Source organism: Salinimonas lutimaris, assembly GCF_005222225.1.
Lineage (GTDB): Bacteria > Pseudomonadota > Gammaproteobacteria > Enterobacterales > Alteromonadaceae > Alteromonas > Alteromonas lutimaris.
On sequence record NZ_CP036536.1, the window covers coordinates 1,132,689 to 1,158,048 of the forward strand.

A 25,360-nucleotide genomic window follows, 5' to 3' on the forward strand; every position below is an offset into this window, starting at 1 on the left:
GCCAATGATACAAAAAATCCCCCTGACCGAAAGGTGAGGGGGATTTTTTTATGGCGGTTTGTTTACTTCTGTCTATTTATCCCGGAATGCTTATTTTGCTACCGGTACTGCTTTAGGCTCAAACTGCACGTCTTCACTGGAGCCCTGTTTAATGCATACATCATGATGATGAGCACGGGCCTCACGCAATGCCTCTTCACAAAATCCTTTTCGGCAGCACTGGCTAAGCAGGGTTTCATGCTGGGCAATCCGTTCATGAATAATGCGTACCAGATGACGACGCAGCCACTGCAAACCGGCATCATGGTCCTGACGTTTGTGCCAGATTAGTGATACCGGTGTGGGCGGCACTTCAACCGGACTTTCAAATACCGCCAGCTGCTTGGAGAAAATCTCGCGCTCTAATACCACCGATGGGGCCACACAAATCAGGTCAGTTTGTTTGAGCAGGCTGGGCACATTGAAAAAGTTATTCACCGACATGGCTACCCGGCGCTTGAGTCCAAGTCCCTGCAAAGCCTGATCAGAAGGACCGGTAACATCCCCGGTTACCGAGACCAGCAGGTGATCAGCGCTGGCAAATTCTTCCAGGGTCAGGTTGTCTTTGGCCAACGGATGGCCGGGGCGCATGACCACCACATAGCCGGGATCTAATAAGTGTTCGGATCTGATCACACTTTCTGACAGGGTATACTTGCTGATAGCCAGTTCGGCTTCGGCATCTTTAAGAATATCGGCAGATTCCACCGACGGATTGGGAATGGCATAAATATTAATGCCGGGCGCTTCACGTTCGATAATCTGACGCAGCGGCCCCCAGGCCATATCAACAAAGGTATCAGACGCAGCAATTCTGAAGGTGCGTTTTGCCGTAGCAGGGTCGAACTCATTGGGATTGACTGCATCTTCCAGAGCACTTAAAGGGGTCTGAATCTGACTCCACAGGTTTTTGGCAAACGCGGTAGGCTGAATACCCCGGCCGTCTTTGACAAACAGTTCGTCGCCCCAAGCAGTGCGCATGCGTGATAACGCATTCGACACAGCAGGCTGGGTCATTGCCAGTCGGTCAGCTGCCCGGGTGATGGCGCCTTCTGTCATGATGGCGTCAAAAATCATCAGTAAATTCAATTCCTGTGGCCGCACGAATATGCCCCCTTTTCCTCGTTGTTCATCCAGATTGATTTATATATTACACCATGTGATGTATCGCATACAAAAATATAATTATTTTTATTTTTACAGTGTATTCATAATAGCACCAGTTTTTGAACCAGCCCGTTAAATAGAGAGAGTTTAGTCCATGTCTGTTCTTTCCAGATTTACATTTGTCGTTTTGGCGGCACTGTTAGTCGCCGCATGTGGCGATGACCCCGCTAACGAACAACAGATGCAGGCCGCCCAGCAGAAGGGTGTGCCGGTTGATGTTGCCCCCGTTATTGCCCAGCGTATTACCGAATGGGACAGTTTTACCGGCCGCCTGGAGTCGCCTAAAACCGTATCGTTACGTCCCCGTGTGTCTGGTTATATCGATATGGTCGCCTTTGAAGAAGGCGAGTATGTTGAACAGGGTGACACACTGTTTCTTATTGATAACCGCCAGTTCAAGGCGGAAGTTGATCGCCTGCAGGCTCAGCTGGATGCAGCTAAAAGCCGCCTGGCACTGGCAAAACAAGACCTCCAACGGGCTGAAGGACTACGCCAGAGCCAGTCAATCTCTAAAGAAATTCTGGATACGCGTGCATCTGAAGTAGAACAGGCTAATGCCAGTGTCTCTCAAACTGAGGCAGCGCTGGAACTGGCGCGTCTGAACCGCGGCTTTGCGCGGGTTGAAGCACCGATTTCCGGTCGCGTGTCGCGGGCGAATATCACCGAGGGTAACTATGTGACTGCCGGGCAGACCATTTTGACCTCAATTGTGTCGATGGACCGTTTGTATGCTTATTTTGACATTGATGAAACCACCTGGCTGAACTATCAGAAAGCGCAGCAGCGCAGCGACGCTGTGGCAGCGCAGCCTGTGGCGATGCGCCTGGCTAACGAAAATGATTATGAGCACTGGGGCAAAATTAACTTTGTTGATAATCAGGTTAACAGCAATACGGGCACTTTGCGTGTTCGGGCGGTATTTGATAACCAGAACCGCGCCCTGCTTCCTGGCTTGTTTGCTCACCTGAAACTGGCCGGCGGACAGGCACACGAAGGTATTCTGGTGGCTGAAAAAGCCATTGGTACTGATCTGAGCAACAAATATGTGCTGGTACTGAATCAGGAAAACAAAGTGGAATACCGCGCAATCAAAATGGGCGATAAAGTCGGCTCAATGCGCATTATCAAAGATGGCCTGAAGCCAGAAGACACCATCGTAGTGAATGGTTTGCAGCGGGTTCGCCCGGGTGCCCTGGTAACACCTAATAAGGTCAGTATGGCTGACGAAGAAACCCTGAACGAATTGCAGGCATGGCAACAGCGCGTTGATACCGTAAACGAATTTGCCAACACCGCCGGCGCAGCAACAACGGCAGGTTTGTAAGACATGAAGTTATCCCAGTTTTTTATTCACCGGCCTATTTTCGCCGCGGTATTGTCACTACTGATATTTATCGGTGGTGCTATCGCGGTGTGGAAATTGCCGATCACCGAGTATCCGGATGTTGTGCCGCCTACCGTGGTGGTGACGGCCAATTATCCGGGCGCAAACCCTAAAGTTATCGGGGAGACGGTCGCTACGCCGATCGAACAGGAGATTAACGGTGTGCAGGGCATGCTGTATCAGTCTTCTCAGGCGACCTCTGACGGTACCATGACGCTGACAGTAACATTTGCCATCGGTACTGATCCTGATGAGGCTACGACCCTGGTGCAAAACCGGGTTAACCGTGCGCTGCCACGTCTGCCGCAGGAAGTACAGCGGCTTGGTGTAGTGACCGAGAAATCATCACCAAACCTGACCATGGTGGTGCATTTAACCTCACCGGATAATCGCTATGACATGCTGTACCTGTCGAACTATGCCGATCAGAATGTCAAAGATGAGCTGAATCGTATTGAAGGGGTAGGCCAGGTTCGTTTATTCGGCGCTGGTGACTACAGCATGCGGGTATGGCTTGAGCCCAACAAACTGGCTGCGCTGAGTCTGAATCCTGGTGATGTGGTCAGTGCCATCCGTTCGCAAAACCAGCAGGCGGCAGCCGGTAGTCTGGGCGCCCAGCCCACCGGAACCAGTGACTTTCAGTGGCTGATTAATGTACGTGGCCGGCTGATTGAACAGGACGAATTTGAAGACATTATCATTAAAACCGGCGACAACGGTGAAATCACCCGTCTTAAAGATGTGGCCCGTATTGAACTGGGTGCAGATAACTATGCGCTGCGCTCACTGCTGAATAACCGTCCGGCAGCGGCAGTGCCGGTATTCCAGGCACCGGGCTCCAACGCCATTCAAATCTCTGAAGATGTGCGCGCCAGAATGGCTGAGCTGTCTAAAGTGTTCCCTGAAGGGCTGGAATACGAAATTGTTTACGATCCTACCGTGTTTGTACGCGGTTCTATTTCTGCGGTTGTCGACACCCTGTTTGAAGCAGTACTGCTGGTTGTACTGGTGGTTGTACTGTTCCTGCAAACCTGGCGGGCCTCGATTATACCACTGGTCGCCGTACCTATTTCTTTAGTCGGTACCTTTGCGTTCATGCACCTGATGGGCTTTTCACTCAATGCGTTGTCCTTGTTTGGTCTGGTACTGGCTATCGGTATCGTGGTGGATGATGCCATTGTGGTAGTGGAGAACGTGGAGCGAAATATAGCTGACGGGTTAAGCCCGGTGGCGGCGACCACACAGGCCATGAAAGAGGTTACCGGACCGATTGTTGCCACAACCTTAGTCCTGGCTGCGGTATTTATTCCCACCGCATTTATGAGTGGCCTGACCGGACAGTTTTATAAGCAGTTTGCCCTGACCATTACCATTTCAACAGTTATTTCTGCGGTTAACTCGCTGACCCTGAGCCCGGCGTTATCTGCCCTGCTGCTGAAGCCGCACGGACAAGACAATGACTGGCTGAGCCGTGGGATGCGTAAAGTGTTTGGTGGCTGGTTGTTTAACCCGTTCAACCGCTTCTTTGACAAAGCGTCTGACAAGTACACCGGCGCGGTAGGCGGCCTGGTCCGTAAAGGCGGCATTATCATGGTGCTTTATGCCGGTCTGCTGGCTATGACATGGCAGCAGTTTGACAGCACGCCAACCGGTTATGTACCGCCGCAGGACAAAATGTATCTGGTTGCTTTTGCCCAGTTACCTAATGCGTCCTCGCTGGACCGTACCGAAGATGTGATTCGTGACATGTCTGCTATTGCGATGGAACACCCGGGTGTGTCTGATGCGGTTGCCTTTCCGGGTCTGAACATCAACGGCTTTACCAACAGCCCAAGCTCCGGCATTTTGTTTACCCCGTTAAAGCCGTTTGAGGAGCGTCAGGGGCCGGGTATGTCTGCCGGTGCTATTGCGGCTGACCTGAACAAGGCATTTGGTTCAATCAAAGGCGCTTATGTGGCTATTTTCCCACCGCCGCCGGTACAGGGGCTGGGCACCATCGGTGGGTTCCGTCTGCAGGTTGAAGACCGTGACTCACTGGGCTTTGAGCAGTTGGAAAAAGTAACCAACGAAGTGATTCAGAAAGCCTGGGCTGATCCAGCGCTGACTGACGCCTTCACCAGCTTTACCGTCAATGTGCCGCAGCTGGACGTGGATGTGGATCGTGAAAAAGCACTGAGCCAGGGTGTTGAAATTGGCACCTTGTTTGAAACCATGCAGGGCTACCTGGGGGCGATTTACGTTAACGACTTTAACCTGTTTGGAAAAACCTATCAGGTTAACGTACAGGCTGATGCGCCTTATCGCCAGGACATTGAGCAAATTCAGCAGATGAAAGTGCGCAATAAAGACGGTGAGATGATCCCGCTGGGCTCTATGCTGACTATCGATCACAGCGCAGGACCGGATCGGGTCATGCACTACAACGGCTATGTGACCGCGGAAATTAACGGTGCCCCTGCGCCAGGCTACAGCTCTGATCAGGCCAAGGCAGCCATTGAGAAAATTCTGGATGAAACACTGCCACTGGGTATGACTTACGAGTGGACCGAGCTGACGTATCAGCAAATTCTGGCTGGTAATACGGCGGTGTATGTGTTCCCGCTGGTCGTACTGCTGGTATTCCTGGTACTGGCTGCGCAGTATGAAAGTATGCGTCTGCCGCTGGCGATCATCCTGATTGTACCGATGACTCTGCTGAGCGCATTGATTGGTGTTGGCATTTTTGGTGGTGACAACAACATCTTTACCCAGATTGGTCTGATTGTGCTGGTGGGGCTGGCGACCAAGAATGCGATCCTGATTGTGGAGTTCGCCAAAGAACTGAACGAGCAGGGACACTCCACATTCAGTGCGATTAAAGAAGCCAGCCGCCTGCGTCTGCGCCCGATTCTGATGACGTCGATTGCGTTCATCATGGGTGTACTGCCAATGGTGACCTCAACCGGAGCGGGTGCAGAGATGCGTCAGGCCATGGGTGTGGCGGTATTCTCAGGCATGATCGGAGTTACTTTCTTTGGGTTGATACTTACTCCCGTATTTTATTATCTGCTGGAACGTCATAAAGACAAGAAAGCAGAATCCTGACCCAAGCGTTGCCCCCTTGTTACAGGGGGACTTTCCAGCCGCCCTCCCCATGGGCGGCTTTTTTTTGTCCTTTTGTTTTGGTAAGCGTAATCAGGTACCAGGGAGATCCCATTTCCGTCGCCCCTGCGAAAGCAGGAGTCTCGTGAACAGGCTGACTGATTAAATACAACCTGTCGCTAGTGTTGTTCGTCCATGAAGTATAGCCCAGCCGCACATCCATGTGCGTCGTTCAGTCAGCTGCGTCATGCCACCGGCATAACGGTCTGCCTTCACCCCCGCGAAAGCAGGGGTCTCGTGAACAGGCTGACTGATTAAATACAACCTGTCGCTAGTGTTGTTCGTCCATGAAGTATAGCCCAGCCGCACATCCATGTGCGTCGTTCAGTCAGCTGCGTCATGCCACCGGCATAACGGTCTGCCTTCACCCCCGCGAAAGCGGGGATCTCGGCAACAGTCTGACTGATTCAATACAACCTGTCGCTAGTGTTGTTCGTCCATGAAGCATTGCCCAGCCGCACATCCATGTGCGTCGTTCAGTCAGCTGCGTCATGCCACCGGCATAACGGTCTGCCTTCACCCCCGCGAAAGCGGGGGGCTCGTGAACAGGCTGACTGATTAAATACAACCTGTCGCTAGTGTTGTTCGTTCATGAAGTATAGCCCAGCCGCACATCCATGTGCGTCGTTCAGTCAGCTGCGTCATGCCGCCGGCATAACGGTCTGCCTTCACCCCAGATAGCCCTGCGGGCTTCAGGGACGACTGGATTGTTGTTGCGCGGTTAAGAGAGCGCCCCACTTCCGCCGCTATAACAAAAGTCACTAAATCGCCATAATTCAACCTAATAAATCCACAATAATTGAGTATGATCAATCTATTAGAAAAACACAGGATGTTCATAAAATGGGAAAATCATCATCATTGATTCTGGCCGCGGGAGTCGTCGTGGGCCTGACAATATTTGGTTCGTTGCTTGGCCGCTCACTGGTCGACTTCAAAGCCTGGGACCGGGTAGTGACCGTAAAAGGTTTGTCTGAGCGCGAATATATGGCCGACCAGGTTATCTGGCCGGTTCAGTTCACGGCGGCGGATAACGATCTGTCCGGGCTGTATAAAACACTGGCGTTACAAAGTGAACAAATAGAGCAGTTTTTAACTCAGCAAGGCTTGAATGCCGATGAAATCACCGTAGGCAAGCCAGATATCACTGATAAACTGGCGAATCAGTATGGCGGCAATAACGATGTGACCTTTCGCTACAGCGCGGTACAGACCATCACCGTATATTCTTCAAGGGTGGATAAAGTACGCTCGCTGATGAGTAAAATCAGTCAGTTACTGCAAAATGGTATTGTGTTGTCGACCCAGAATTATAATGCACAGACAGAGTACGTGTTCACCCGATTAAATGACGTTAAACCGGCAATGGTCGAAGAGGCCACCAAAAATGCCCGGGCGGTTGCAGATAAGTTTGCTAAAGACTCCGACAGCACACTGGGTAAAATTAAACAGGCAAACCAGGGACAGTTTTCTATTTATTCGCGGGATCAGCAACATCCGCACATTAAAAAAGTACGGGTGGTGTCCACAATTCAGTATACACTGGTGGACTAGCGTATAAGCAGGGTTTGAATAGCACCGGTTGAATGCTGCTATACTGGCGATTAGAACGGTGTTACACAGCAACAGGCGAGAAACCATGACAAACCCGGGCTCACCCGAGTCGGCGCAACTTGAGTTTTTTGAAGTGCCCAGCCCTTGTATTGGCGTTTGTCAGTCCGGGCCCCGGGGCTATTGCCGTGGCTGTTTCAGAAGCCGTGATGAACGCCTGTACTGGTTGAAAGTCGATGATGCCACCCGCCGCAAAATTGTGAGCGCCTGTCATCGGCGAAAGCTGGCGTATTTGCGGCGGCAGCGTCAGGTAGAAGAACCTGTCGGGCCACTGCCTGTTCAGCAGGACCTGTTCGGGAATAATAATTAGCGCTAATCAATGTGTTTCAGGAAGCAAGATTACATGGAAAAACAAAAACTACTGAACTTTGCTACCCGCTCTTTTTCGCTGCCTGATATCTGCCTGCGTATTCGGGAGGTGCTGGATGACAATCGCTCAGACGCACAGGATATTGGCCGGCTCATTGCACTGGATCCGTCACTGACCGCTAAAATTCTGAAACTGGCTAACAGTGCGTTATTTCGCTTTCCTTCGCAGGTCGACTCAATCGGAAAAGCAGTCAGCGTTATCGGCGGCGAAGCACTGTATAATTTGGTTATTGCTGAAACCGCCAACTCTGCGTTTAAAGCGTTCGATAATGATTTAATCAATCTGGCCAGACATCGCCGCTGTTCGGTGTACTGTGCGCTGGTTGCTAAATATATGGCAAAACATGCTGGCATACGCGGTAGCGAACGCTTTTTTGTGATGGGGATGCTGCAAAATCTGAGTGAGCTTGTGGTGGCTAAATATGCGCCGACCAGTTATGTGAAATATGTAAGCGAGCCGGCCGGAAAGTTGCCTCCCTGGGAGCGTCAGCAACAGATATTCGGATTTGATTTTGCCTCTCTAAGCGGGCAAATAATGGAAGCCTGGCAATTGCCTCTGCCACTTTTCTACCCGGTCAGTCATGCTCATGAAGAGCAAAAACACAGCAATGAGCAGGACATTGCTTTATTAGCGTGTGCGCTACGGGTTACAATTCGTGAAAATGATAAAGAAAACTATGCGGCAATGGAACTTTTCACGCCGGCAATAGCCAATACTTTAACACTGGAAGGCGAGACAGTGGGTAGTGCTATAGAGTATGCCAGTCAGGAAACGGATAGAATGGCCTCGCTATTACATTAATAATAATCACACCACGGACGGAAAACCTTTCGCGCTAACAATAATCGAATCACGTTTTTATGCAAAACCAATCAAAATTGCGTTTATTGGTCCTGTCCTTTTGTGTGTTTAGCAGCTCTGTGGCTGCCGCTGACAAAAACCTGATTCAGACGCTGTATCACACCGAATTCCTGTATAACCAGCCAGAAGAAGAAGATATTTTTACTCTTGATGGCGAGGTAGGTGTGCTTAATGCTACCGGAAATACTAACGCGGTAACATTCAAAGCTGCGATCACCTCGGAGCATGAAACCCGGCACTGGAACAACAATTACAATGCCGAAATGCTGTACAAACAAATTGAAGTTGAAAACAATGGCGTGACCGAAGATCAGGTCAGCGCGCAGCGTTTTTACGGTGCGGCACAGTTCGACTACAAGCTGGATACGCCGGGTCGCCGAACCTTCATGTATTTGGACTATGAAAATGATCAGTTCAACGGCTATGACTATCGGGCGACTTTCGCCAGCGGTTGGTCGCAGCGGGTTTGGAATACTGACGAAAGCATGTTTAGGTACAGCGTTGGTCCCGGATACGGCTTTGTTTCAGCCGAAGATGACACCGTGACCAATGTGAATAACGGGTTTATTCTACGGGCGTCGAGCGAGTATCAGTACCAATGGTACACCGGCTCGAGGTTCCGACAGTTTGTCAGTGCAGAAGCAGGGCCGGATAATATAAAAACACGGTCAGAAACCTCTCTGGCGGCCAACTTATTTGACTCTTTGGCAATGAAGCTGTCTTTTGCGGTCTCCTATGAGACGCAGCCTTTACAGAATGTGGAAGGGCTGAATACGGAAACGTCTTTAACAGTGGTGTACCGCTTCTTCTAATAACAGGGTAATGCCCGGTAGTGCCAATCACTACATCAGAACGACAGGATGCAAAGCATTTGGAATAGGGAAAGGTTAGCCTTTCATTTTTAGATTTTAGTTTTTTACTCATTGGGGAAACACATGAACAAGACTCTGGTAGCAGTAGCTATTCTTGGGACTGCTGTGTCTGGCTCTGCTATGGCGCAAACAAAACAACCAAAGCCATTTACACTGGAAGGTGGCTTAGGGTTTATCTTTACGTCAGGTAACACCGACACAACTTCTGCAAATGCGTCGTTAGAAGCGCACCAGGAATTAACTGACTGGAGTAACGACTACAGCATCAGCGGCCTGTACAAGCAGGAAGAAGTAGAAAACGAAGACGGTGAAAAAGAAGACCGTACTTCAGCGCAGCGTTTTGATGCACAGGCGCAGGCAAACTATAAGCTGGAAAACCCGGATTATCGTTTGTTCGGTTTCGCATCTTATGAAGATGACCGTTTCAGTTCTTACAACTATCAGTCAACTATCGCTGCGGGTTGGAACCAAAAGCTGTGGAATGATGATACAACATCATTTGAATACTCAATCGGTCCGGGTTATGCGTTTAACGAATTTAACGACGGCCAGTCTCAAAACGGCTTGATCGTTCGTGCTTCAGGCGCGTTCCAGTGGCTGATTTCTGATACCGCTAAATTTACTCAGACACTGAGTACTGAGGTGGGTTCTGACAACACTAAATCTTCTGCTGAATCAGCGCTAACGGCGTCTATCAGCGGCAACCTGTCGCTAAAAGTTTCTGTTGCTTTCGACCACAACACTAACGTGGCTGATGGTCTGGAGAAGCTGGATACTGAAACAGCACTGACGCTGGTTTATAACTTTATCTAAGTTTTAGTCAGTACTGCTAAGCCCCGTTATGGCATAAGCCGGCGGGGCTTTTTTGTAGGTGTAAGGTCAGAAATTACCGGCAGGTGTCGTGTAAATAGAGAATACTGAGCTTATGTGGATGGCAGAAATGTGGAGCTCGCCGATGCCTCGGTAGGGGGGCGAAATAAGGAAACCCCGTCTTCTCTGAAGCCCGCAGGGCTATCAGGGATCTTGTTGGAACCTGACTACGCTCACAATTGGCAGTGACATGTCAGCCAGGCTATTCACGAGACCCCTGCTTTCGCAGGGATGACGGAATAAGGAAACCCCGTCGTCCCTGAAGCCCGCAGGGCTATCTGGGGTGAAGGCAGACCGTTATGCCGGCGGCATGACGCAGCTGACTGAACGACGCACATGGATGTGCGGCTGGGCTTTACTTCATGGACGAACAACACTAGCGACAGGTTGTATTTAATCAGCCAGGCTGTTCACGAGATCCCCGTTGTCACGGGGATGACGAAATAAGGAAACCCCGTCATCTCTGAAGCACGAACGACTATCAGGGATCTCGTTGGAACCTGACTACGCTTGTTCAGAGGTTGTTTTTGAATCAGCCAGCCTGTTGACGAGGTCCCCGTTTCCACGGGGACGACGGAATAGGAAGCTGACTACTTTAACAATAGGTATTGGTATGTCAGCCAGGCTGTTCACGAGACCCCTGCTTTCACAGGGGCGACGGAATAGGGAAACCCCGTCGTCCCTGAAGCCCGAAGGGCTATCAGGGATCTCGTTGGAACCTGACTACGCTTGTTCAGAGGTTGTTTTGAATCAGCCAGCCTGTTGACGAGGTCCCCGTTTCCACGGGGACGACGGAATAGGAACCTGACTACTTTAACAATAGGTATTGGTATGTCAGCCAGGCTGTTCACGAGACCCCTGCTTTCGCAGGGGCGACGCAATAGGGAAACCCCGTCATCCCTGAAGCCCGCAGGGCTATCAGGGATCTCGTTGGAACCTGACTACGCTTGTTCAGTGGTTGTTTTGAATCAGCCAGCCTGTTGACGAGGTCCCCGTTTCCACGGGGACGACGGAATAGGAACCTGACTACTTTAACAATAGGTATTGGTATGTCACCCAGGCTGTTCACGAGACCCCTGCTTTCGCAGGGGCGACGCAATAGGGAAACCCCGTCGTCCCTGAAGCCCGCAGGGCTATCAGGGATCTCGTTGGAACCTGACTACGCTTGTTCAGAGGTTGTTTTGAATCAGCCAGCCTGTTGACGAGGTCCCCGTTTCCACGGGGACGACGGAATAGGAACCTGACTACTTTAACAATAGGTATTGGTATGTCAGCCAGGCTGTTCACGAGACCCCTGCTTTCACAGGGGCGGCGGAATAGGGAGATCCCCGTTTTCACGGGGATAACAAAAAGCGCGGTAGGTATTAGTGCAGAACGCGGGCTTTAATGGTGCCTTCAATTTGCAGTAACTGCTCCAGGCCATCGTAGGCTTTATCTTCCTGCACATCGATAACCACATAACCAATGTCAGGTGTTGTTTGCAGGTACTGGGCGTCAATGTTGATTCCCTGTTCTGCAAACAGACGGTTGATCTGCATGATAACGCCAGGACGGTTTTCGTGAACGTGCAGTAAGCGAGAGCGGCCCGGGTGATCCGGTAGTGATACTTCAGGGAAGTTAACTGCTGATAAGGTTGAGCCATTGTCACTGTATTTAGCCAGCTTGCCGGCTACTTCGATACCAATGTTTTCCTGTGCTTCCTGAGTGCTGCCACCCACATGCGGAGTCAGAATCACATTGTCGAATTTACGTAGCGGTGACTCAAACTCTTCATCGTTAGATTTTGGCTCGACCGGGAATACGTCAATGGCTGCACCGTTCAGATCGCCTTTTTCCAGCGAGTCTGCCAATGCCTCAATATCAACTACAGTGCCACGCGAAGCATTGATAAAGATGGCGCCTTTTTTCATCTGACTAAATTCAGCTGCGCCAAACATATTACGGGTTTGCTGAGTTTCCGGCACATGCAGGGTCACCACATCAGAGGTATTAAGCAGCTTTTCCAGACTCTTGATTTGCACAGAGTTACCCAGTACCAGTTTATCTTCAATATCAAAAAACTGCACTTTCATGCCCAGATGTTCAGCCAGAATGCTTAACTGAGTACCGATGTGGCCATAGCCAATGATACCCAGCGTTTTGCCCCGGGCTTCATAAGAGCCGGCTGCACTTTTTTCCCACTCACCGCGATGCGCCTTGGCATTTTTAGACGGCACACCACGTAGCAACAGAATAAGCTGGCCCAGAACCAGTTCAGCCACAGAACGGGTATTAGAAAACGGGGCATTAAAAACGGGAATACCACGAGCCTGAGTCGCGTTTAAATCTACTTGGTTGGTACCAATGCAAAAACAACCTACCGCAGCCAGTTTCTGGGCGGCTTCAATGACATTTTCAGTCAGCTGGGTGCGTGAGCGAATACCGATAAAGTGAACATCTTTGATTTTTTCAATCAGCTCTTCTTCAGGTAAAGAAGTCTTAAGATACTCAATGTTGGAATAACCATTATTTTCCAGGGTTTCCACAGCGCTCTTATGTACGCCTTCCAACAACAATATGCGGATTTTCTCTTTGGGTAACGAAACTTTGCTCATTGCTTACGTATCTCAGGTTTGAAGTGAATTTTAAGACATCTGGACGTCTATATGGTTAAAATAACAAAAGATAAGGTCAGTGGAAAGCGTATTTTGCATTTCAGCTGCATACTTTTTAATACACTGCTCAACCAGATAAACGCAGGCACCGGCGAGGCTCCCGCAGGCGGGTAATCATACCCTTCAAGCGCGGTCACCCCACCATTTGCAGCCAGCTAGGTGAACGTTTTAATCTCATTACCGCTGGCGCACAGTACAACATCAGCGCCACGCAGTGAAAAAATACCGTTAGTGACCACACCGGCCAGGTTATTGATGGTGGCTTCCATCTCTCTGGGATTCAGAATGTCCAGATTATGTACATCCAGAATCACGTTACCGTTGTCGGTAATTACGCCCTGACGATATACCGGATCGCCGCCCAGTTTAACCAGCTCTCGGGCCACATAAGATCGGGCCATCGGAATCACTTCAACCGGAAGAGGAAATTTGCCCAGCACAGGAACCTGCTTGGTATCATCAACAATGCAGATAAACGAGTCAGCCACCGCCGCGACAATTTTTTCCCGGGTCAGGGCGGCGCCGCCACCCTTAATCATGTGCTTGTGCTCGGTAACTTCATCGGCGCCGTCAATGTAAACATCAAGACGATCCACCTCGTTGAGTTCAAACACCTCAATGCCATGTGATTTTAAGCGTTCGGTTGATGCTTCAGAGCTGGATACCGCGCCGGTGATGCGGTCTTTCATTGTAGCCAGAGCATCAATGAAAAAGTTAACAGTGGAGCCAGTTCCCACACCCACAATGGTGTCTGGCTTAACGTAGGTCAGCGCTGCCTCGGCAACGGCTTTTTTCTTTGCGTCTTGGTGCATAATCCCTCCCCAAATAATGGCACAGCAGTTTACCTTATTCAGGGCGGATTGTTATCCCTTACCTGCAACTATTTGTTGCGCTGATAGGCCTGCTCAAATTCCTGCCATGCAGAAAATGATGTCTGATAGTGTTCGCTCAGCTGCTGCCATTGTGCAGCCGTGGCCGGCGCATGGCATGGCGTAAGCTGAGGCAGTACCACCTCAAGCATGACCGGACCCTGATAACCGGTTTCCTTCAGGGCACAGAACTGACGATAAAAATCGATTTGCCCGCTGCCAATTCCGCCCCGGTTAGAATCGGAAATATGGTACATCTGCAAAGAAGATCCGTGCGAAAGCATTGCATGCTCCGAGTCCGGCTCTTCCATATGCATGTGAAAGCTGTCCAGAATCAGTCCGAAATTATCCCGGTTGACCTGCGCAGCCAGCTGAGCCCACTCTTTGGTAGTACGCAAAAAAGCGACTTCATATTGATTACACAGTTCAAATAACACCGTTATATTATCCCTGGCGGCATAATCGCAGATTTTCTGACAGCTCAGGGCGAGCATTTCTATTCGCATACTGGTTTGTTCGTACAGCTCGCTGATCCAGTGACTCAGAGCATGTACAGTAATGCGGCAGCAGTCAGTAGCGCGGGCAAAGTCCACCACACCCATAAAGTAATGTTCAGCGTCACTAAGTGAGAACGATGCCGCGGGAGGCGTGGCATAAAACGGATCGATAGCCCAGATTGTGATGCCGGACTCACTGGCTGCATTTTTCACTTCGCTGGCCTGATGGGTCAGATGATCACCATGAAATTGTACGCAGCTTAACTGTAAGTCCTGGCAAATAGAAAACAGCCGTTCTACTGACAGCTCACCCAGCGTCCATGTGCAGGTACCAAATTGGGTCATACCTAATCCTGGTTGTGAAACAGATTAGTAACTACTCACTATTCGGCGTGCTGGTTTTTTGTATAAGCTAAACAATTTATAATCAGGGACGAATGCATGTGTGGGGGGTGACAATCACATCGCAGGGAATATCCCAGTTTTGCACCGGCAGGTTGTCAACCTGCTGACAAGTATGGGCAATGCCAATCAGGGCAGGGCGGTGCTTGTCGGGCAGAGCGGCCAGTGTTCGGTCGTAGAAGCCGCCGCCCATCCCCAGGCGATTTCCGGCAGCATCAAAGCCAACCAGCGGCATCAGGATAACATCGTGGTTACCCAGCGGCACAACCGCGGGGCAACTGAGTACTGGTTCGGCGATGTTAAAGCGATTGGTGGTCATGACGCTATGCTGATGATATTGCAAAAACAGCAGGTGTTTACCGGTAAAGGGATGCAGAACAGGTAAGGTTATCTGTATTTTTTCCTGCCAGGCCTGGCTTATCGTCGGACCAAGCGAGGGTTCGCCATCATTGGCCAGGTATGCAGCCACCATGCGGGCATTGGCCACTTCGGTTAACTGAAATAACTGCCTGGCAATGGCTGCGCCAGCCTGTTGTTGCTGTGGTGCGCTCAGCGCTTTACGGACAGCGCGCAATCGGGCGCGTAATTGCGCCCGTGATTCGGTTACCAACATAGTACATCTTTATTCTTCACCCAGATAAAGGTTAAGCATACGCACTAAATGGTTTGTTGCAATGGGCTTGGTCAGCACCGCATTTAGCCCACTGCTGAGCAAGTCTTTACGATCGGTTACCACATCGGCGGTTAACGCGATAACCGGCAAATGTGGGTTGTTCTGTTTAATTACCTGTGTGGCCTGCACACCTGAAATACCCGGCAGTCCAATATCCATAATCACCAGGTCAACGCTCTTTTTGCTGAGAAACTCCAGACAGCCCTCACCGCTATCAACAATGTAAAACGTCAGGTTCATTTCGCTCAATAGACTGGCAATGACAATCTGATTTATCTCATTATCTTCAACCACCAGTAACGACACGCCAGCACGTACAGCCAGAGGCTCGTCTTCTTCACGGGTAAATACCTGATCGCCCTGGCCGGCGGTCCCCAGTGGCACGGTCAGTTGCAGAGTGATCTGGCCGGTGTCCGCTTTGCTAACGGTCAGGGCCCCGTTGAGTACCGACAGCAGATTTTTACAGATACTTAAATCAATAAAGGCTTCATCTACATAGAATGTGTCGTCGAAGCTTATCTGGGAGGCTTGCAGGTAATGAGCTTCTTCCTGCGAAACAATCGTCTCAGGGCCGGTCAGGCTGAGCTCCAGCTGCTGACCATTGATGCGGGTTGTACAACTAACACAAGTGCCGGCAGCTGCCTGTTTCAGACTATGGTTAACCAGCGTGGTTATTACCTGAGATAATTTGGTGTCATCCACAATAATGGTTTGTGGTATCACCCCGCTAATCTGCCACTGAAGTTGAGCGGCAGAAGCGTTTACCGCACTCAGCATAGAAAAAAAGCCCGTTAAATACAGGTTGGTTTCAACCGAGCGGGAAATCAGCTTAAGCTGGCCTTTTTCAATTTGTTTAACATCCAGTACCGAATCAACAATATCCAGCAACCGCTCACCGCTGGTCTGAATATGCTTAAGATTAGTACTGAAATGCTGGGGCAAGTCGTATTTACGAGCTTCTTTGAGCAGGCTGGTGCTGAACATAGAAACGGCATTGAGCGGGGTTCTCACCTCATGGCTGACATACGACATAAAGTGATTTTTGAACTGATTAACTTGCTCAAGATCACGGGTTTTACGTTTTAGCTCAAGCTGCGCTATGACCGCATTGCCTAATGTTTTAAGCGCGGTTTTCTGACTTTCAGTGAGTTTTCTGGGCTGGGTGTCAATGGCGCATAACGTACCTAATGCGTACCCCCGGGGAGAGATAAGCGGCGTGCCGGCATAAAAACGAATATCCGGGCTGTCGGTGACCAGCGGATTATCATGAAAACGGTCATCCTTGCTGGCATCTTCCACTTCAAAAATCTCGTCTTTAAGAATGGCATGAGCACAAAATGCCAGATCGCGATGCGTTTGTTGGGCATCCAGTCCCACCCGTGATTTAAACCACTGACGGTCATGATCAATCAGGCTGATAAGCGCAATAGGGGTCTGGCAAATCTCTGAAGCCAGCCGGGTAATCTGGTCGAAGACATTTTCACTGTCGGTATCCAGCACCTCATAACTAAGCAGCTCTGCCAGTCGTCTGTCTTCATTTTCCGGGGATCCTGCGCTTTCCAATGTTCTTAACCCTTTAAAGCAGCCTGGTTTTACCCGACAGGCTGGTGAAATGTTTTTCCGCAATGGCGGAACCAAGCATTTTAAGCATAGGTCATTATAAAGGATTCGCGAAACAGAAAGACTGTACTTTAGTTGCAATGTAACCGGGTACAAATACAACAACGCCGGCAAAAAGCCGGCGTTATACACAAAAATTGAAATGGCGACCTGTTACAGCGCGTAAGTCTCGACAAACAATTTTTCAAGGCCGTCACGGTCGACTTGCGTCGCCACTTTGACCGTTTGTGCTTCAGTCCACAGCGGGCTGGGGGTTGTGCCCGGCGGTGCAATAATAGTCTGGCCGCGGTTCAGTGCATCAGTCGCTACCCGGGCATGGCCTTCGGTCAGACCGAATAACTCAGGTTTAATGAGGTGCGCCAGTGGAAAGGCGTCATGGAAACAACATACACGCTCTTCACCGTCTTTGGTGTAAAAGTCGATGTAAAACTGCGCCGCATCACGCACAAAGCCGCCCAGTTTGGGGTTTTTCTCTGCCAGCGTCTCTACAAAGCTGGCCGGGAACCGGACATCGTTGGTCACATCCAGACCAAACATAGTCACTTCCCAGTCTGCCGCAAATACAATTTCAGCAGCATGGGCATCATTCCAGATATTGGCTTCGGCAACCGGAGTCACATTGCCCGGTACAAATGCTGCGCCACCCATAATACTGACACCTTTCACCAGTTTTGGCAGCTCCGGCTCAAGCCGCAGTGCCAGCGCGAGGTTACCTAGCGGGCCAATAGCGACCAGCGTAATTTCACCAGGATGCTGGCGCGCCATGTCGACAATAAACTGCGCCGAGCTACGAGGGTCAAGTTTGCCCTCAATAGCCGGAAAATTAATGTTACCAAAGCCGTCATCGCCATGTACAAAGTGCGCATAGGAAGACTCAGGTCCCACCCAGGGCATGCCCACGCCTTTAGTGACAGGAATATCCTGCTCAGCCAGCTTACACAGGGTTACCGCATTTTTAGCTGACATATCTACCGGCACATTGCCAAAAACGGTTGTCAGGCCCAGCACCTCAATATCAGGTGACTGAAAAGCAAAAAAGATGGCCATTGCATCATCGATACCCGGATCGGTATCCAGAATTATTTTGTGCGTCATAGTATTTTTCTCGAAAATTTGCTTAGCCGTGTTTGGCTAAAAATCGGTCTACTTCTTCCTGAGTAGGAATAGACTGGGCTGCACCCTGACGGGTAACGGCGATAGCAGAAGCAGCACATCCGCGTTTCAGCGCCTGTGTCACCTCGGTGCCGGCACTGTAGGCAGACAGAAAGTAGCCAATAAAAGTATCTCCGGCGGCGGTGGTATCCACTGCATCGACTTCAAAGGCCGGGACTTTATCGGTAGATTCGGGGGTGACCATCATCACGCCTTCTTTACCCAGCGTAATTAACACTTCAGCATGCTGCCAGTCACTTTGAAATACCTGGATGATGTCATCCAGAGCTTCTTTACCGGTCAGTGCTGCGGCTTCGGTCTCGTTTACAATTAACAGATCCACGCAGTCCAGGGGCAAGGACTTGACTGATTCACTCATGGGCGCCGGATTAAATGCCACCTTCAGGCCTTTTTCGCGCGCCTGTTGTAGCACCTCGTCAATGCAGCTGGTTTCGTTCTGGGTCAACACCCAGTCATTGTCGCTGGTGTCCAGCAATGACTTGTTAACCACATCGGCGGTAATGGTCTGGTTGGCTCCGCCAAATAATACAATGGCATTTTCGCCACACGGCGTGACCTGGATAATGGCGTGGCCGGAAGGAGTGTCGTTACAACGCACATAGCGGCAGTCGACCCCTTTTTTAATCAGGGTTTGCTTAAAGCTGGCGTCAGATTCGTGGATGCTACCAACATGCTTTACATCAGCACCGGCCTGGGCCAGAGCGATAGACTGGTTGGCGCCTTTGCCACCCAGCAGTTGCTGATAATCGGATGAGGCGATGGTTTCACCGGGCTGGACAAAATGATCAACCATGTAAACGTGATCAATATTGATAGACCCGAAATTAATAACAGCCATTTCTTCTACTCGTCGAAAGAGGGCGTCTCCCAGAATGCCGCTGCCCATTGTTCGCCCGTGAACCGAAAGGATCACGGCGGAAGAATCATCATAACCGTAGGCTTCTCGATACGCGCCGAGCTTGCTCAGTAGCTATAAGTTCAACTTCCTAATTTTAAAGCATCGGCCAGGGACATTAATAGGCTGGCGAACACCCCAGGAGACATAGATTAAAATACAAGCGCAACAGGGTATATGAAACGTACTGGCTCGTGAAGAGATCAGTGTAACATGTTTTATAGATCCTGCCGCTTAACCTTACCTTTTGACGCTACCGGAAAACTGCACGCTTATTTTAACGCCTGCACCAATAGCTTGGATGACCCTGATTATGTTGTCCTTACTGAAAATTTCAACAAAAACTTAACCATTTGGTCAAAGAAATAACTTGTAAGAAGATCTTACGGGAATAAGCCTGATAGCGAAAGAGCAAAATAATAAATTCTAATTCAACTGCCGGTTTGCTGAACAAACGCTGAGTGCTGGGTTTTAAAACCGGATTTTGCTAGCATATCCCTTTATAAATAAGCTTATCGCGAAAGGTAAAGTGCGTGGACAAACAGATCGATTATGACAGCATAACCAATGTGCTGTTCCAGCATTCCGTGAATAGTGATGCCGCCGAAGTGCATGGCATCATGTGTGGAATGTTGTGTGGAGGGATGTCGCTGACAGACCAGAAGTGGCAGTCGGTGATGGCAGATACCACGAATCAGGGTGAACCTTTCCCGCAACCGGTTACGTTTAAACTGGAAATGCTGTACACCCAAACCTGCGAGCAATTACTGGAAGGTGAATTCAGCCTGCAGATGATGCTACCGGATGAACAGGCGCCGATTAACGATCGTGGTCTGGCACTGCGCAACTGGGTACAGGGCTTTATGCTGGGATTTGGACTGCATCAGCAGGACCTGATGCAGTGTTCAGCCGAAATCAAAGAAGCGTTGCAGGATTTTTCTGATATTTCCCGGATGGAAGAGCCGATGGAAGAGGATGATGAGTCTGAACGAGCACTGCACGAAGTGATGGAATACGTTAAAATTTCAGCCCTGCTGTGCTTTAGCGAGATGGGTCGTTCATTACTGGATGATCAGCAAGACAAACCTTCTGTGCATTAATTAATCGGTCTTTTCTATGATCAGTCAACAGGAAATTATTGCCCGCCAACACCGCTTGCTGGCCCAGTGTGAGCCAAACAGTGTCTGTCTCATCCCTGCTGCCAGCATGGTAACGCGCAGCCGGGATACGGAGTATCTGTTTCGTCAGGACAGCGACTTTTGGTACCTCACCGAATTTAACGAACCGGACACCTGGTTATTATTGTCAAATCACGAGCAGTATGGCCGGCCTTATACTGGCATGGTGTGTCAGCCCAAAGATCCGCACAGAGAAGTGTGGGAAGGGCGACGCCTTGGTGCACAAATGGCAGTGGCCCGGTTTGATCTGGACGAAGCCTTTGAGCTGGATGAATTACCTGAAGTACTGATGGAGTGGATGCTGGGACACGATAATGTGTATTTTGCTCAGGGCCATAACCGGCAGGCTGACACCCTGGTGCAGGGCGCGCTGGATGCGCTGCGCCAGGCGCCTAAAGAGAATGTGGCGCCTGGTTGTCTGCGTGATATCCGGCCGCTGATTCATGAAATGCGCCTGTATAAGTCCGCTTGTGAGGTAGCTGTAATGAAAGCTGCCGGACAAATCAGCGCGGCCGCGCACAAGCGGGCTATGCGTTTTGCCAAAGCCGGCGTGTATGAATACCAGTTGGAAGCAGAAATTCATCATGAATTTGCCATGGCCGGGGCCAGGTCACCGGCTTATGCCACCATTGTAGGCAGCGGCGCCAATGCTTGTATTTTACATTACACCGAGAATAGTAAAGCGCTGGCCGAAAGTGAACTGGTGCTGATTGATGCCGGCGCTGAATATAAAGGCTATGCGGCGGATATTACCCGCACGTTTCCGGTGTCAGGCACGTTCAGTGAGCCACAAAAAGCGATTTATAATCTGGTGTTAAAAGCCCAGCAAAAAGCGCTGGATTTTATTACTCCGAGCGTCACCCTGGGCGAGGCAACAGCCCTGACCATTGAAGTTATTACCGAAGGGCTGGTGGAGCTGGGTATTTTAACCGGCACTGTGGCTGAAAATCTGGAACAGGAAACCTGGCGTAATTACTTTATGCACGGGCTGGGGCATTTTCTTGGGCTGGATGTGCATGACGTGGGGGATTACCGCGTGGATGGTGAAGAGCGCCCGCTACAACCGGGCATGGTACTCACCGTTGAACCAGGCATCTACATTGCACCTGATGCACCGGTACCCGAACAGTATCGGGGTATCGGCGTGCGTATTGAAGATAATGTAGCACTGACCGCCACCGGCATTGAAAACCTGACCGCGGACGTACCTAAAACTGTGTCTGAGATTGAAGCATTGATGAAGGGATAACACGTGGTAAAACAAACGGATATTGCCATTGTTGGCGGCGGTATTGTGGGTAGCGTGCTGGCGCTGGCGCTAAGTCGCCAAACCAGTCTGAATATTACCCTCATTGATGCCAGCCCGGTATCACAAGAGCCCGCCGACCCGGGTTTTGATGCCCGGGTGATTGCGTTATCCCGAAAAACTGTTGATGCACTGAACGCGCTTGGGCTGAATAGCGAACAGGTACTGGCCGAGCCAATAAAAACCATTCAGGTCACTGACCAGGGAGCGGCTGGGTCTTGTCACCTGCATGCCGATGATTTTCGGCTTGATGCATTTGGACAGGTGGTGGCGCTGAGTCGTCTGGGCACGCATGTTCAGCAGCAGCTTGGTACCACTGATGTCACTCATCTGGCGCCAGCCTCAGTGAAGCAGGCTGTGCAGCATCACGAATATGTTAGTCTGACGCTGGACAACGATGAGCAGTGTCATGCAAAGCTGGTGGTACTGGCTGACGGGGGGCGCTCGGGACTGTGCGAATCTTTGAACATTGCACGGCGCAGTGAAGCGTATGAGCAAACCGCTATTATCTGTAATGTTACCACCAGCGAGCCGCATCGTAACTGGGCCTATGAACGTTTTACTCCAAACGGACCGCTGGCGTTTTTACCGTTTAATTCCGATACATCCCAGGCCAGCCACAGCTTTTCTGTGGTGTGGACCGTCACCCCCGATGTGGCTGAAGCACTGTTGCATTGCGATGACGCGGCTTTTATCACCCGGCTACAGCAGGCGTTTGGTTACCGCCAGGGGAGCATTACCTCGGTAGGTACGCGTCATCACTACCCGCTGGCCCTTGAGCAGGCTGAACAGATCACAGCGCATCGGGTGGCGGTGACAGGAAATGCCGCGCAAACCTTGCATCCCATCGCCGGGCAGGGCTTTAATTTAGGCCTGCGTGATGTGCTGGGACTGGTCAAAGCCATCGGGCAGGCAGACGATGCCGGTGCTTTTGCCTGCCTGCGCGAGTATAAGCAGTTGCGAGAGGCCGATCGCAAGCAAACCATCTGGCTCACCGATACACTGGTTCGCACCTTTTCAAACTGGCACCGACCATTGGTGGCCGGGCGTAATCTGGGCCTGATTGCACTGGATAATACGCCAGTCCTGCAACAGACATTTGTTAATCGCACCACAGGCTACGGGCCGGCAACAACAGGATTTTAACTATGCATAAAGTGGATATTGCTATCGTTGGCGGCGGTATGGTGGGGTTAACGCTGGCCAGCCAGCTGGCCGACAGCCCTTTTTCGGTTGCCCTGATCAGCCAGCAGCCATTGCAAAGTCCGGTACCGGACGCGCCGCAGCTTCGGGTCAGTGCAATTAATGAAGCCAACCGGACCATGCTGGAGAACGCCGGAGCCTGGCAACGAATGCCGACTGAGCGGATCTCACCGTACCAGCAAATGACGGTGTGGGATCAGGACAGCTTTGGTCAGATTGATTTTTCCTGTGCCGACACCCAGACACCCCAACTGGGCCATATTATTGAAAATCAGGTGCTGACCAATGCGCTGGCGCAACAGGTTGACAGTCAGTCTAATGTGAGTTGCGTGCAAGCCGGTATTACTAAAGTGCTGGCTGGTGAGCATGAGACTATGCTGATGCTGGATAACGACGACGTGGTGGCCTGTAAGCTGTTGGTGGGTGCCGACGGCGCTAATTCGTTTATGCGCAAACAGGCAGCGTTTCCCATTACCTTTCGTGATTACGGACAGTCGGCCATTGTTGCTACAGTGCGCAGCGATGCACCGCACAACCGGATAGCCCGGCAGGTATTTACCCCGGACGGCCCGCTGGCGTTACTGCCGCTAAGCGATCCGCATCTTTGCTCAATAGTCTGGTCGCAAACCACGCAGGTGGCCAATGCCTTGTATAACCTGAGTGATGATGCTTTCAGCCACGCTTTAACAGCCGCCTGTGGCAGTGTACTGGGCGTCAGCGCACTGGCCAGCGAGCGACAGATGTTCGGGCTGACTATGCGCTATGCCCGGCAGTGGGCCAAAGATGGCCTGGTGATTATAGGCGATGCAGCCCATACCATTCACCCGCTGGCCGGACAGGGGGCCAACCTTGGCATGCAGGATGCCGTGGATTTGGCTGAGCATTTACGCGCGCTGCATCAGCAGGGGAAGTCTATTGCCCGTTACCGCTATTTGCGGCCGTTTGAGCGGGCCCGTAAAACCGAAGCGATGAAGATGGTGGCTGCCATGGATGGGTTTAAAACTCTGTTTAACGGCAACAACCCGCTGAAAAAGATGATTCGTGGCGCCGGTTTGCTGGCCACCGACAATCTGCCTTCTGTAAAGCGTCAGTTTATTTCACAGGCGATGGGGTTTTAGCTCCGGCAGTTGAAAATACATCACATCCATGGGCATGATGAGGTATTACCTTTAATCAGGACCCGTGGTGATGGATAAACGTGCTTTTTTAAAAATATCAGCAGCCGGTGCTGGCGCACTGGCTGCTGGCCGCGCTCTGGCCGCCCAGTCAAACGACAAAAAACCTTTCTATACTGATTCCAAATTAGCCGATATTACTGGTTCGGTATCGGCTATTTCGCCACAGGAACGCAAACAACGTATTGCCAAAGCACAGCAGCTGATGCAGCTGTACAACATGGCCGCGATTATCCTGGAGCCGGGCGCTGCTATGGATTACTTCACCGGCATTCAGTGGTGGCGCAGCGAACGTCTGACCTGTGTGGTGATTCCTAAAGAAGGCGAGATTGCCATTGTAACGCCATTTTTTGAAGCGCCCAGTGTTCGCGAAACCCTGACGGTGGGTGAGGACATTCGGGTCTGGCAGGAACATGAAAGTCCGTTCGCGCAGGTTCAGCAGATTTTACGGGACCGCAAACTGACCAAAGGCAAGCTCGGCTTTGAGCAGAGTGTTCGTTATTTTGTGGTTAACGGGCTGATGCCTTTGTTGCCGGATATGCACAATGTGTCTGCCGAGCCGGTGACGCTGGGCTGTCGCATGATTAAATCAGCCCACGAAATTGCCCTGATACACAAAGCCAATGACGTGACCTTAAGGGCATACGGGCATGTATATGAACGTCTTGAAGCGGGTATGAGTCAGGCTGATGTCAAAGCCCTGATGCATAACGCACAGCAGGCGCTTGGGGGCGACGGAATATGGACCATGGCGTTATTTGATAAAGCCAGCGCCTATCCCCACGGCACCCGGCAGGAGCAGGTATTAAAAGAAGGTTCCGTAGTTCTGATGGACTGCGGATGTGCGGTGCATGGTTATCAGTCGGATATCAGCCGGACTTTTTTATTTGGGGAGCCAGGTAAAAAACAGCGCAAAGTCTGGCAGCAGGTGCGTCAGGGCCAGCAAGTTGCATTTGAGCATGCTCGCCTGAACCAGACGGCAGGGAGTGTGGATGATGCGGTCCGCAAGCTTTATCAGTCCTTTGGTTACGGACCGGATTACGCGCTGCCGGGGTTGTCTCACCGCACCGGCCATGGCATTGGTATGGAAGGGCACGAAAAGGTGAATTTTGTGCGCGGTGAAGACACCAGGCTGCAAGCCGGCATGTGCTTTTCCAACGAGCCGGGTATTTATCTGCCCGGCGAGTTTGGAGTGCGACTGGAAGACTGTATGTACATGACAGACGACGGCCCGGCATGGTTCACCGAACCACCGGAGAGCATTGATGCCCCGCTGGGGAAACTGGCTGAGTTAAAGGTGTAGCGACTTCACTCTTTCGTTCTGAATCGCGCAGCAACAACCCCGTCGTCCCTGAAGCCCGCAGGGCTATCAGGGATCTCCCTGGAACCTGACTACACTA

Annotated in this window: 20 protein-coding genes and 1 other RNA gene; 12 read left to right on the top strand and 9 right to left on the bottom strand. The window is 50.9% G+C overall.

Annotated features, from left to right (window positions below; genetic code table 11):
• Nucleotides 1–90: 90 nt before the first annotated feature.
• Nucleotides 91–1,143 (bottom strand): LysR family transcriptional regulator, encoded by a 1,053-nt coding sequence (locus EZV72_RS04830; protein WP_137166173.1) that lies wholly within the window; start codon nt 1,141–1,143, stop codon nt 91–93.
• Nucleotides 1,144–1,300: 157 nt separating this feature from the next.
• Between EZV72_RS04830 and EZV72_RS04835 the strand changes: the two genes are divergently transcribed.
• The 7 genes from EZV72_RS04835 (at nt 1,301) to EZV72_RS04865 (ending at nt 10,258) form a co-directional block, all read left to right on the top strand.
• Nucleotides 1,301–2,530 carry an efflux RND transporter periplasmic adaptor subunit gene (locus tag EZV72_RS04835; protein WP_137166174.1) on the top strand — a complete coding sequence of 410 codons (1,230 nt, stop codon included), beginning with the start codon at nt 1,301–1,303 and terminating at the stop codon, nt 2,528–2,530.
• A gap of 3 nt (nt 2,531–2,533) precedes the next feature.
• Entirely contained in the window at nt 2,534–5,674 is a 3,141-nt protein-coding gene (locus EZV72_RS04840) for an efflux RND transporter permease subunit (RefSeq protein WP_137166175.1), read from the top strand.
• Nucleotides 5,675–6,574: 900 nt separating this feature from the next.
• Nucleotides 6,575–7,285 carry an SIMPL domain-containing protein gene (locus tag EZV72_RS04845; protein ID WP_137166176.1) on the top strand — a complete coding sequence of 237 codons (711 nt, stop codon included), beginning with the start codon at nt 6,575–6,577 and terminating at the stop codon, nt 7,283–7,285.
• A gap of 85 nt (nt 7,286–7,370) precedes the next feature.
• Nucleotides 7,371–7,652, top strand: coding sequence for a DUF1289 domain-containing protein (locus EZV72_RS04850; RefSeq protein ID WP_137166177.1), 282 nt, complete (start codon nt 7,371–7,373; stop codon nt 7,650–7,652).
• Nucleotides 7,653–7,685: 33 nt separating this feature from the next.
• Nucleotides 7,686–8,513 (top strand): HDOD domain-containing protein, encoded by an 828-nt coding sequence (locus tag EZV72_RS04855; RefSeq protein ID WP_137166178.1) that lies wholly within the window; start codon nt 7,686–7,688, stop codon nt 8,511–8,513.
• 104 nt (nt 8,514–8,617) lie between these two features.
• A complete protein-coding gene (locus EZV72_RS04860; protein ID WP_232364511.1) occupies nt 8,618–9,385 on the top strand; it encodes a DUF481 domain-containing protein in 768 nt (255 codons plus the stop codon).
• 123 nt (nt 9,386–9,508) lie between these two features.
• Nucleotides 9,509–10,258, top strand: a complete 750-nt coding sequence (locus EZV72_RS04865) for a DUF481 domain-containing protein (protein ID WP_137166180.1) — start codon at nt 9,509–9,511, stop codon at nt 10,256–10,258.
• Between the two features lie 1,421 nt (nt 10,259–11,679).
• Here EZV72_RS04865 and serA read toward each other — a convergent pair.
• The 8 genes from serA to ssrS all read right to left on the bottom strand — a co-directional run bounded on the left by serA (nt 11,680) and on the right by ssrS (nt 19,246).
• Nucleotides 11,680–12,909, bottom strand: a complete 1,230-nt coding sequence (serA, locus tag EZV72_RS04870; RefSeq protein ID WP_137166181.1) for a phosphoglycerate dehydrogenase — start codon at nt 12,907–12,909, stop codon at nt 11,680–11,682.
• A gap of 215 nt (nt 12,910–13,124) precedes the next feature.
• Nucleotides 13,125–13,781, bottom strand: coding sequence for a ribose-5-phosphate isomerase RpiA (rpiA, locus tag EZV72_RS04875; protein WP_137166182.1), 657 nt, complete (start codon nt 13,779–13,781; stop codon nt 13,125–13,127).
• 68 nt (nt 13,782–13,849) lie between these two features.
• Nucleotides 13,850–14,680, bottom strand: coding sequence for a sugar phosphate isomerase/epimerase family protein (locus tag EZV72_RS04880; RefSeq protein WP_137166183.1), 831 nt, complete (start codon nt 14,678–14,680; stop codon nt 13,850–13,852).
• A gap of 82 nt (nt 14,681–14,762) precedes the next feature.
• A complete protein-coding gene (locus tag EZV72_RS04885; protein ID WP_137166184.1) occupies nt 14,763–15,350 on the bottom strand; it encodes a 5-formyltetrahydrofolate cyclo-ligase in 588 nt (195 codons plus the stop codon).
• A 9-nt stretch (nt 15,351–15,359) separates the two neighbouring features.
• Nucleotides 15,360–16,973, bottom strand: a complete 1,614-nt coding sequence (locus EZV72_RS18715; RefSeq protein WP_137166185.1) for a GAF domain-containing hybrid sensor histidine kinase/response regulator — start codon at nt 16,971–16,973, stop codon at nt 15,360–15,362.
• 210 nt (nt 16,974–17,183) lie between these two features.
• Nucleotides 17,184–18,125, bottom strand: a complete 942-nt coding sequence (locus tag EZV72_RS04895; RefSeq protein WP_137166186.1) for a nucleoside hydrolase — start codon at nt 18,123–18,125, stop codon at nt 17,184–17,186.
• Between the two features lie 22 nt (nt 18,126–18,147).
• Complete coding sequence (locus EZV72_RS04900) at nt 18,148–19,041, bottom strand: ribokinase (protein WP_137166187.1); 894 nt, start codon at nt 19,039–19,041, stop codon at nt 18,148–18,150.
• 22 nt (nt 19,042–19,063) lie between these two features.
• Nucleotides 19,064–19,246: non-coding RNA, 6S RNA (gene ssrS / locus EZV72_RS04905), on the bottom strand.
• A 385-nt stretch (nt 19,247–19,631) separates the two neighbouring features.
• On the opposite strand from ssrS, the gene EZV72_RS04910 reads away from it, so the two are divergent.
• From EZV72_RS04910 to EZV72_RS04930, 5 genes are all read left to right on the top strand, one after another.
• Nucleotides 19,632–20,198 (top strand): UPF0149 family protein, encoded by a 567-nt coding sequence (locus EZV72_RS04910; RefSeq protein ID WP_137166188.1) that lies wholly within the window; start codon nt 19,632–19,634, stop codon nt 20,196–20,198.
• 16 nt (nt 20,199–20,214) lie between these two features.
• A complete protein-coding gene (pepP, locus tag EZV72_RS04915; protein WP_137166189.1) occupies nt 20,215–21,525 on the top strand; it encodes a Xaa-Pro aminopeptidase in 1,311 nt (436 codons plus the stop codon).
• A 3-nt stretch (nt 21,526–21,528) separates the two neighbouring features.
• Nucleotides 21,529–22,728, top strand: a complete 1,200-nt coding sequence (ubiH, locus tag EZV72_RS04920; RefSeq protein ID WP_137166190.1) for a 2-octaprenyl-6-methoxyphenyl hydroxylase — start codon at nt 21,529–21,531, stop codon at nt 22,726–22,728.
• Between the two features lie 2 nt (nt 22,729–22,730).
• Nucleotides 22,731–23,903: an FAD-dependent monooxygenase gene (locus EZV72_RS04925; protein ID WP_137166191.1), complete on the top strand. Its 1,173-nt coding sequence runs from the start codon at nt 22,731–22,733 to the stop codon at nt 23,901–23,903.
• A 70-nt stretch (nt 23,904–23,973) separates the two neighbouring features.
• Nucleotides 23,974–25,263, top strand: coding sequence for a M24 family metallopeptidase (locus EZV72_RS04930; RefSeq protein ID WP_137166192.1), 1,290 nt, complete (start codon nt 23,974–23,976; stop codon nt 25,261–25,263).
• The last annotated feature ends 97 nt before the right edge of the window (nt 25,264–25,360 follow it).

Excerpts from the sequence above, each read along its gene's own strand:
- EZV72_RS04835 (WP_137166174.1), top strand. The coding sequence starts at position 1,301 with ATGTCTGTTCTTTCCAGATTTACATTTGTCGTTTTGGCGGCACTGTTA.
- EZV72_RS04840 (WP_137166175.1), top strand. The coding sequence starts at position 2,534 with ATGAAGTTATCCCAGTTTTTTATTCACCGGCCTATTTTCGCCGCGGTA.
- EZV72_RS04845 (WP_137166176.1), top strand. The coding sequence starts at position 6,575 with ATGGGAAAATCATCATCATTGATTCTGGCCGCGGGAGTCGTCGTGGGC.
- EZV72_RS04850 (WP_137166177.1), top strand. The coding sequence starts at position 7,371 with ATGACAAACCCGGGCTCACCCGAGTCGGCGCAACTTGAGTTTTTTGAA.
- EZV72_RS04855 (WP_137166178.1), top strand. The coding sequence starts at position 7,686 with ATGGAAAAACAAAAACTACTGAACTTTGCTACCCGCTCTTTTTCGCTG.
- EZV72_RS04865 (WP_137166180.1), top strand. The coding sequence starts at position 9,509 with ATGAACAAGACTCTGGTAGCAGTAGCTATTCTTGGGACTGCTGTGTCT.
- serA (WP_137166181.1), bottom strand. The coding sequence starts at position 12,909 with ATGAGCAAAGTTTCGTTACCCAAAGAGAAAATCCGCATATTGTTGTTG.
- rpiA (WP_137166182.1), bottom strand. The coding sequence starts at position 13,781 with ATGCACCAAGACGCAAAGAAAAAAGCCGTTGCCGAGGCAGCGCTGACC.
- EZV72_RS04880 (WP_137166183.1), bottom strand. The coding sequence starts at position 14,680 with ATGACCCAATTTGGTACCTGCACATGGACGCTGGGTGAGCTGTCAGTA.
- EZV72_RS04885 (WP_137166184.1), bottom strand. The coding sequence starts at position 15,350 with ATGTTGGTAACCGAATCACGGGCGCAATTACGCGCCCGATTGCGCGCT.
- EZV72_RS04895 (WP_137166186.1), bottom strand. The coding sequence starts at position 18,125 with ATGACGCACAAAATAATTCTGGATACCGATCCGGGTATCGATGATGCA.
- EZV72_RS04900 (WP_137166187.1), bottom strand. The coding sequence starts at position 19,041 with ATGGCTGTTATTAATTTCGGGTCTATCAATATTGATCACGTTTACATG.
- pepP (WP_137166189.1), top strand. The coding sequence starts at position 20,215 with ATGATCAGTCAACAGGAAATTATTGCCCGCCAACACCGCTTGCTGGCC.
- EZV72_RS04925 (WP_137166191.1), top strand. The coding sequence starts at position 22,731 with ATGCATAAAGTGGATATTGCTATCGTTGGCGGCGGTATGGTGGGGTTA.
- EZV72_RS04930 (WP_137166192.1), top strand. The coding sequence starts at position 23,974 with ATGGATAAACGTGCTTTTTTAAAAATATCAGCAGCCGGTGCTGGCGCA.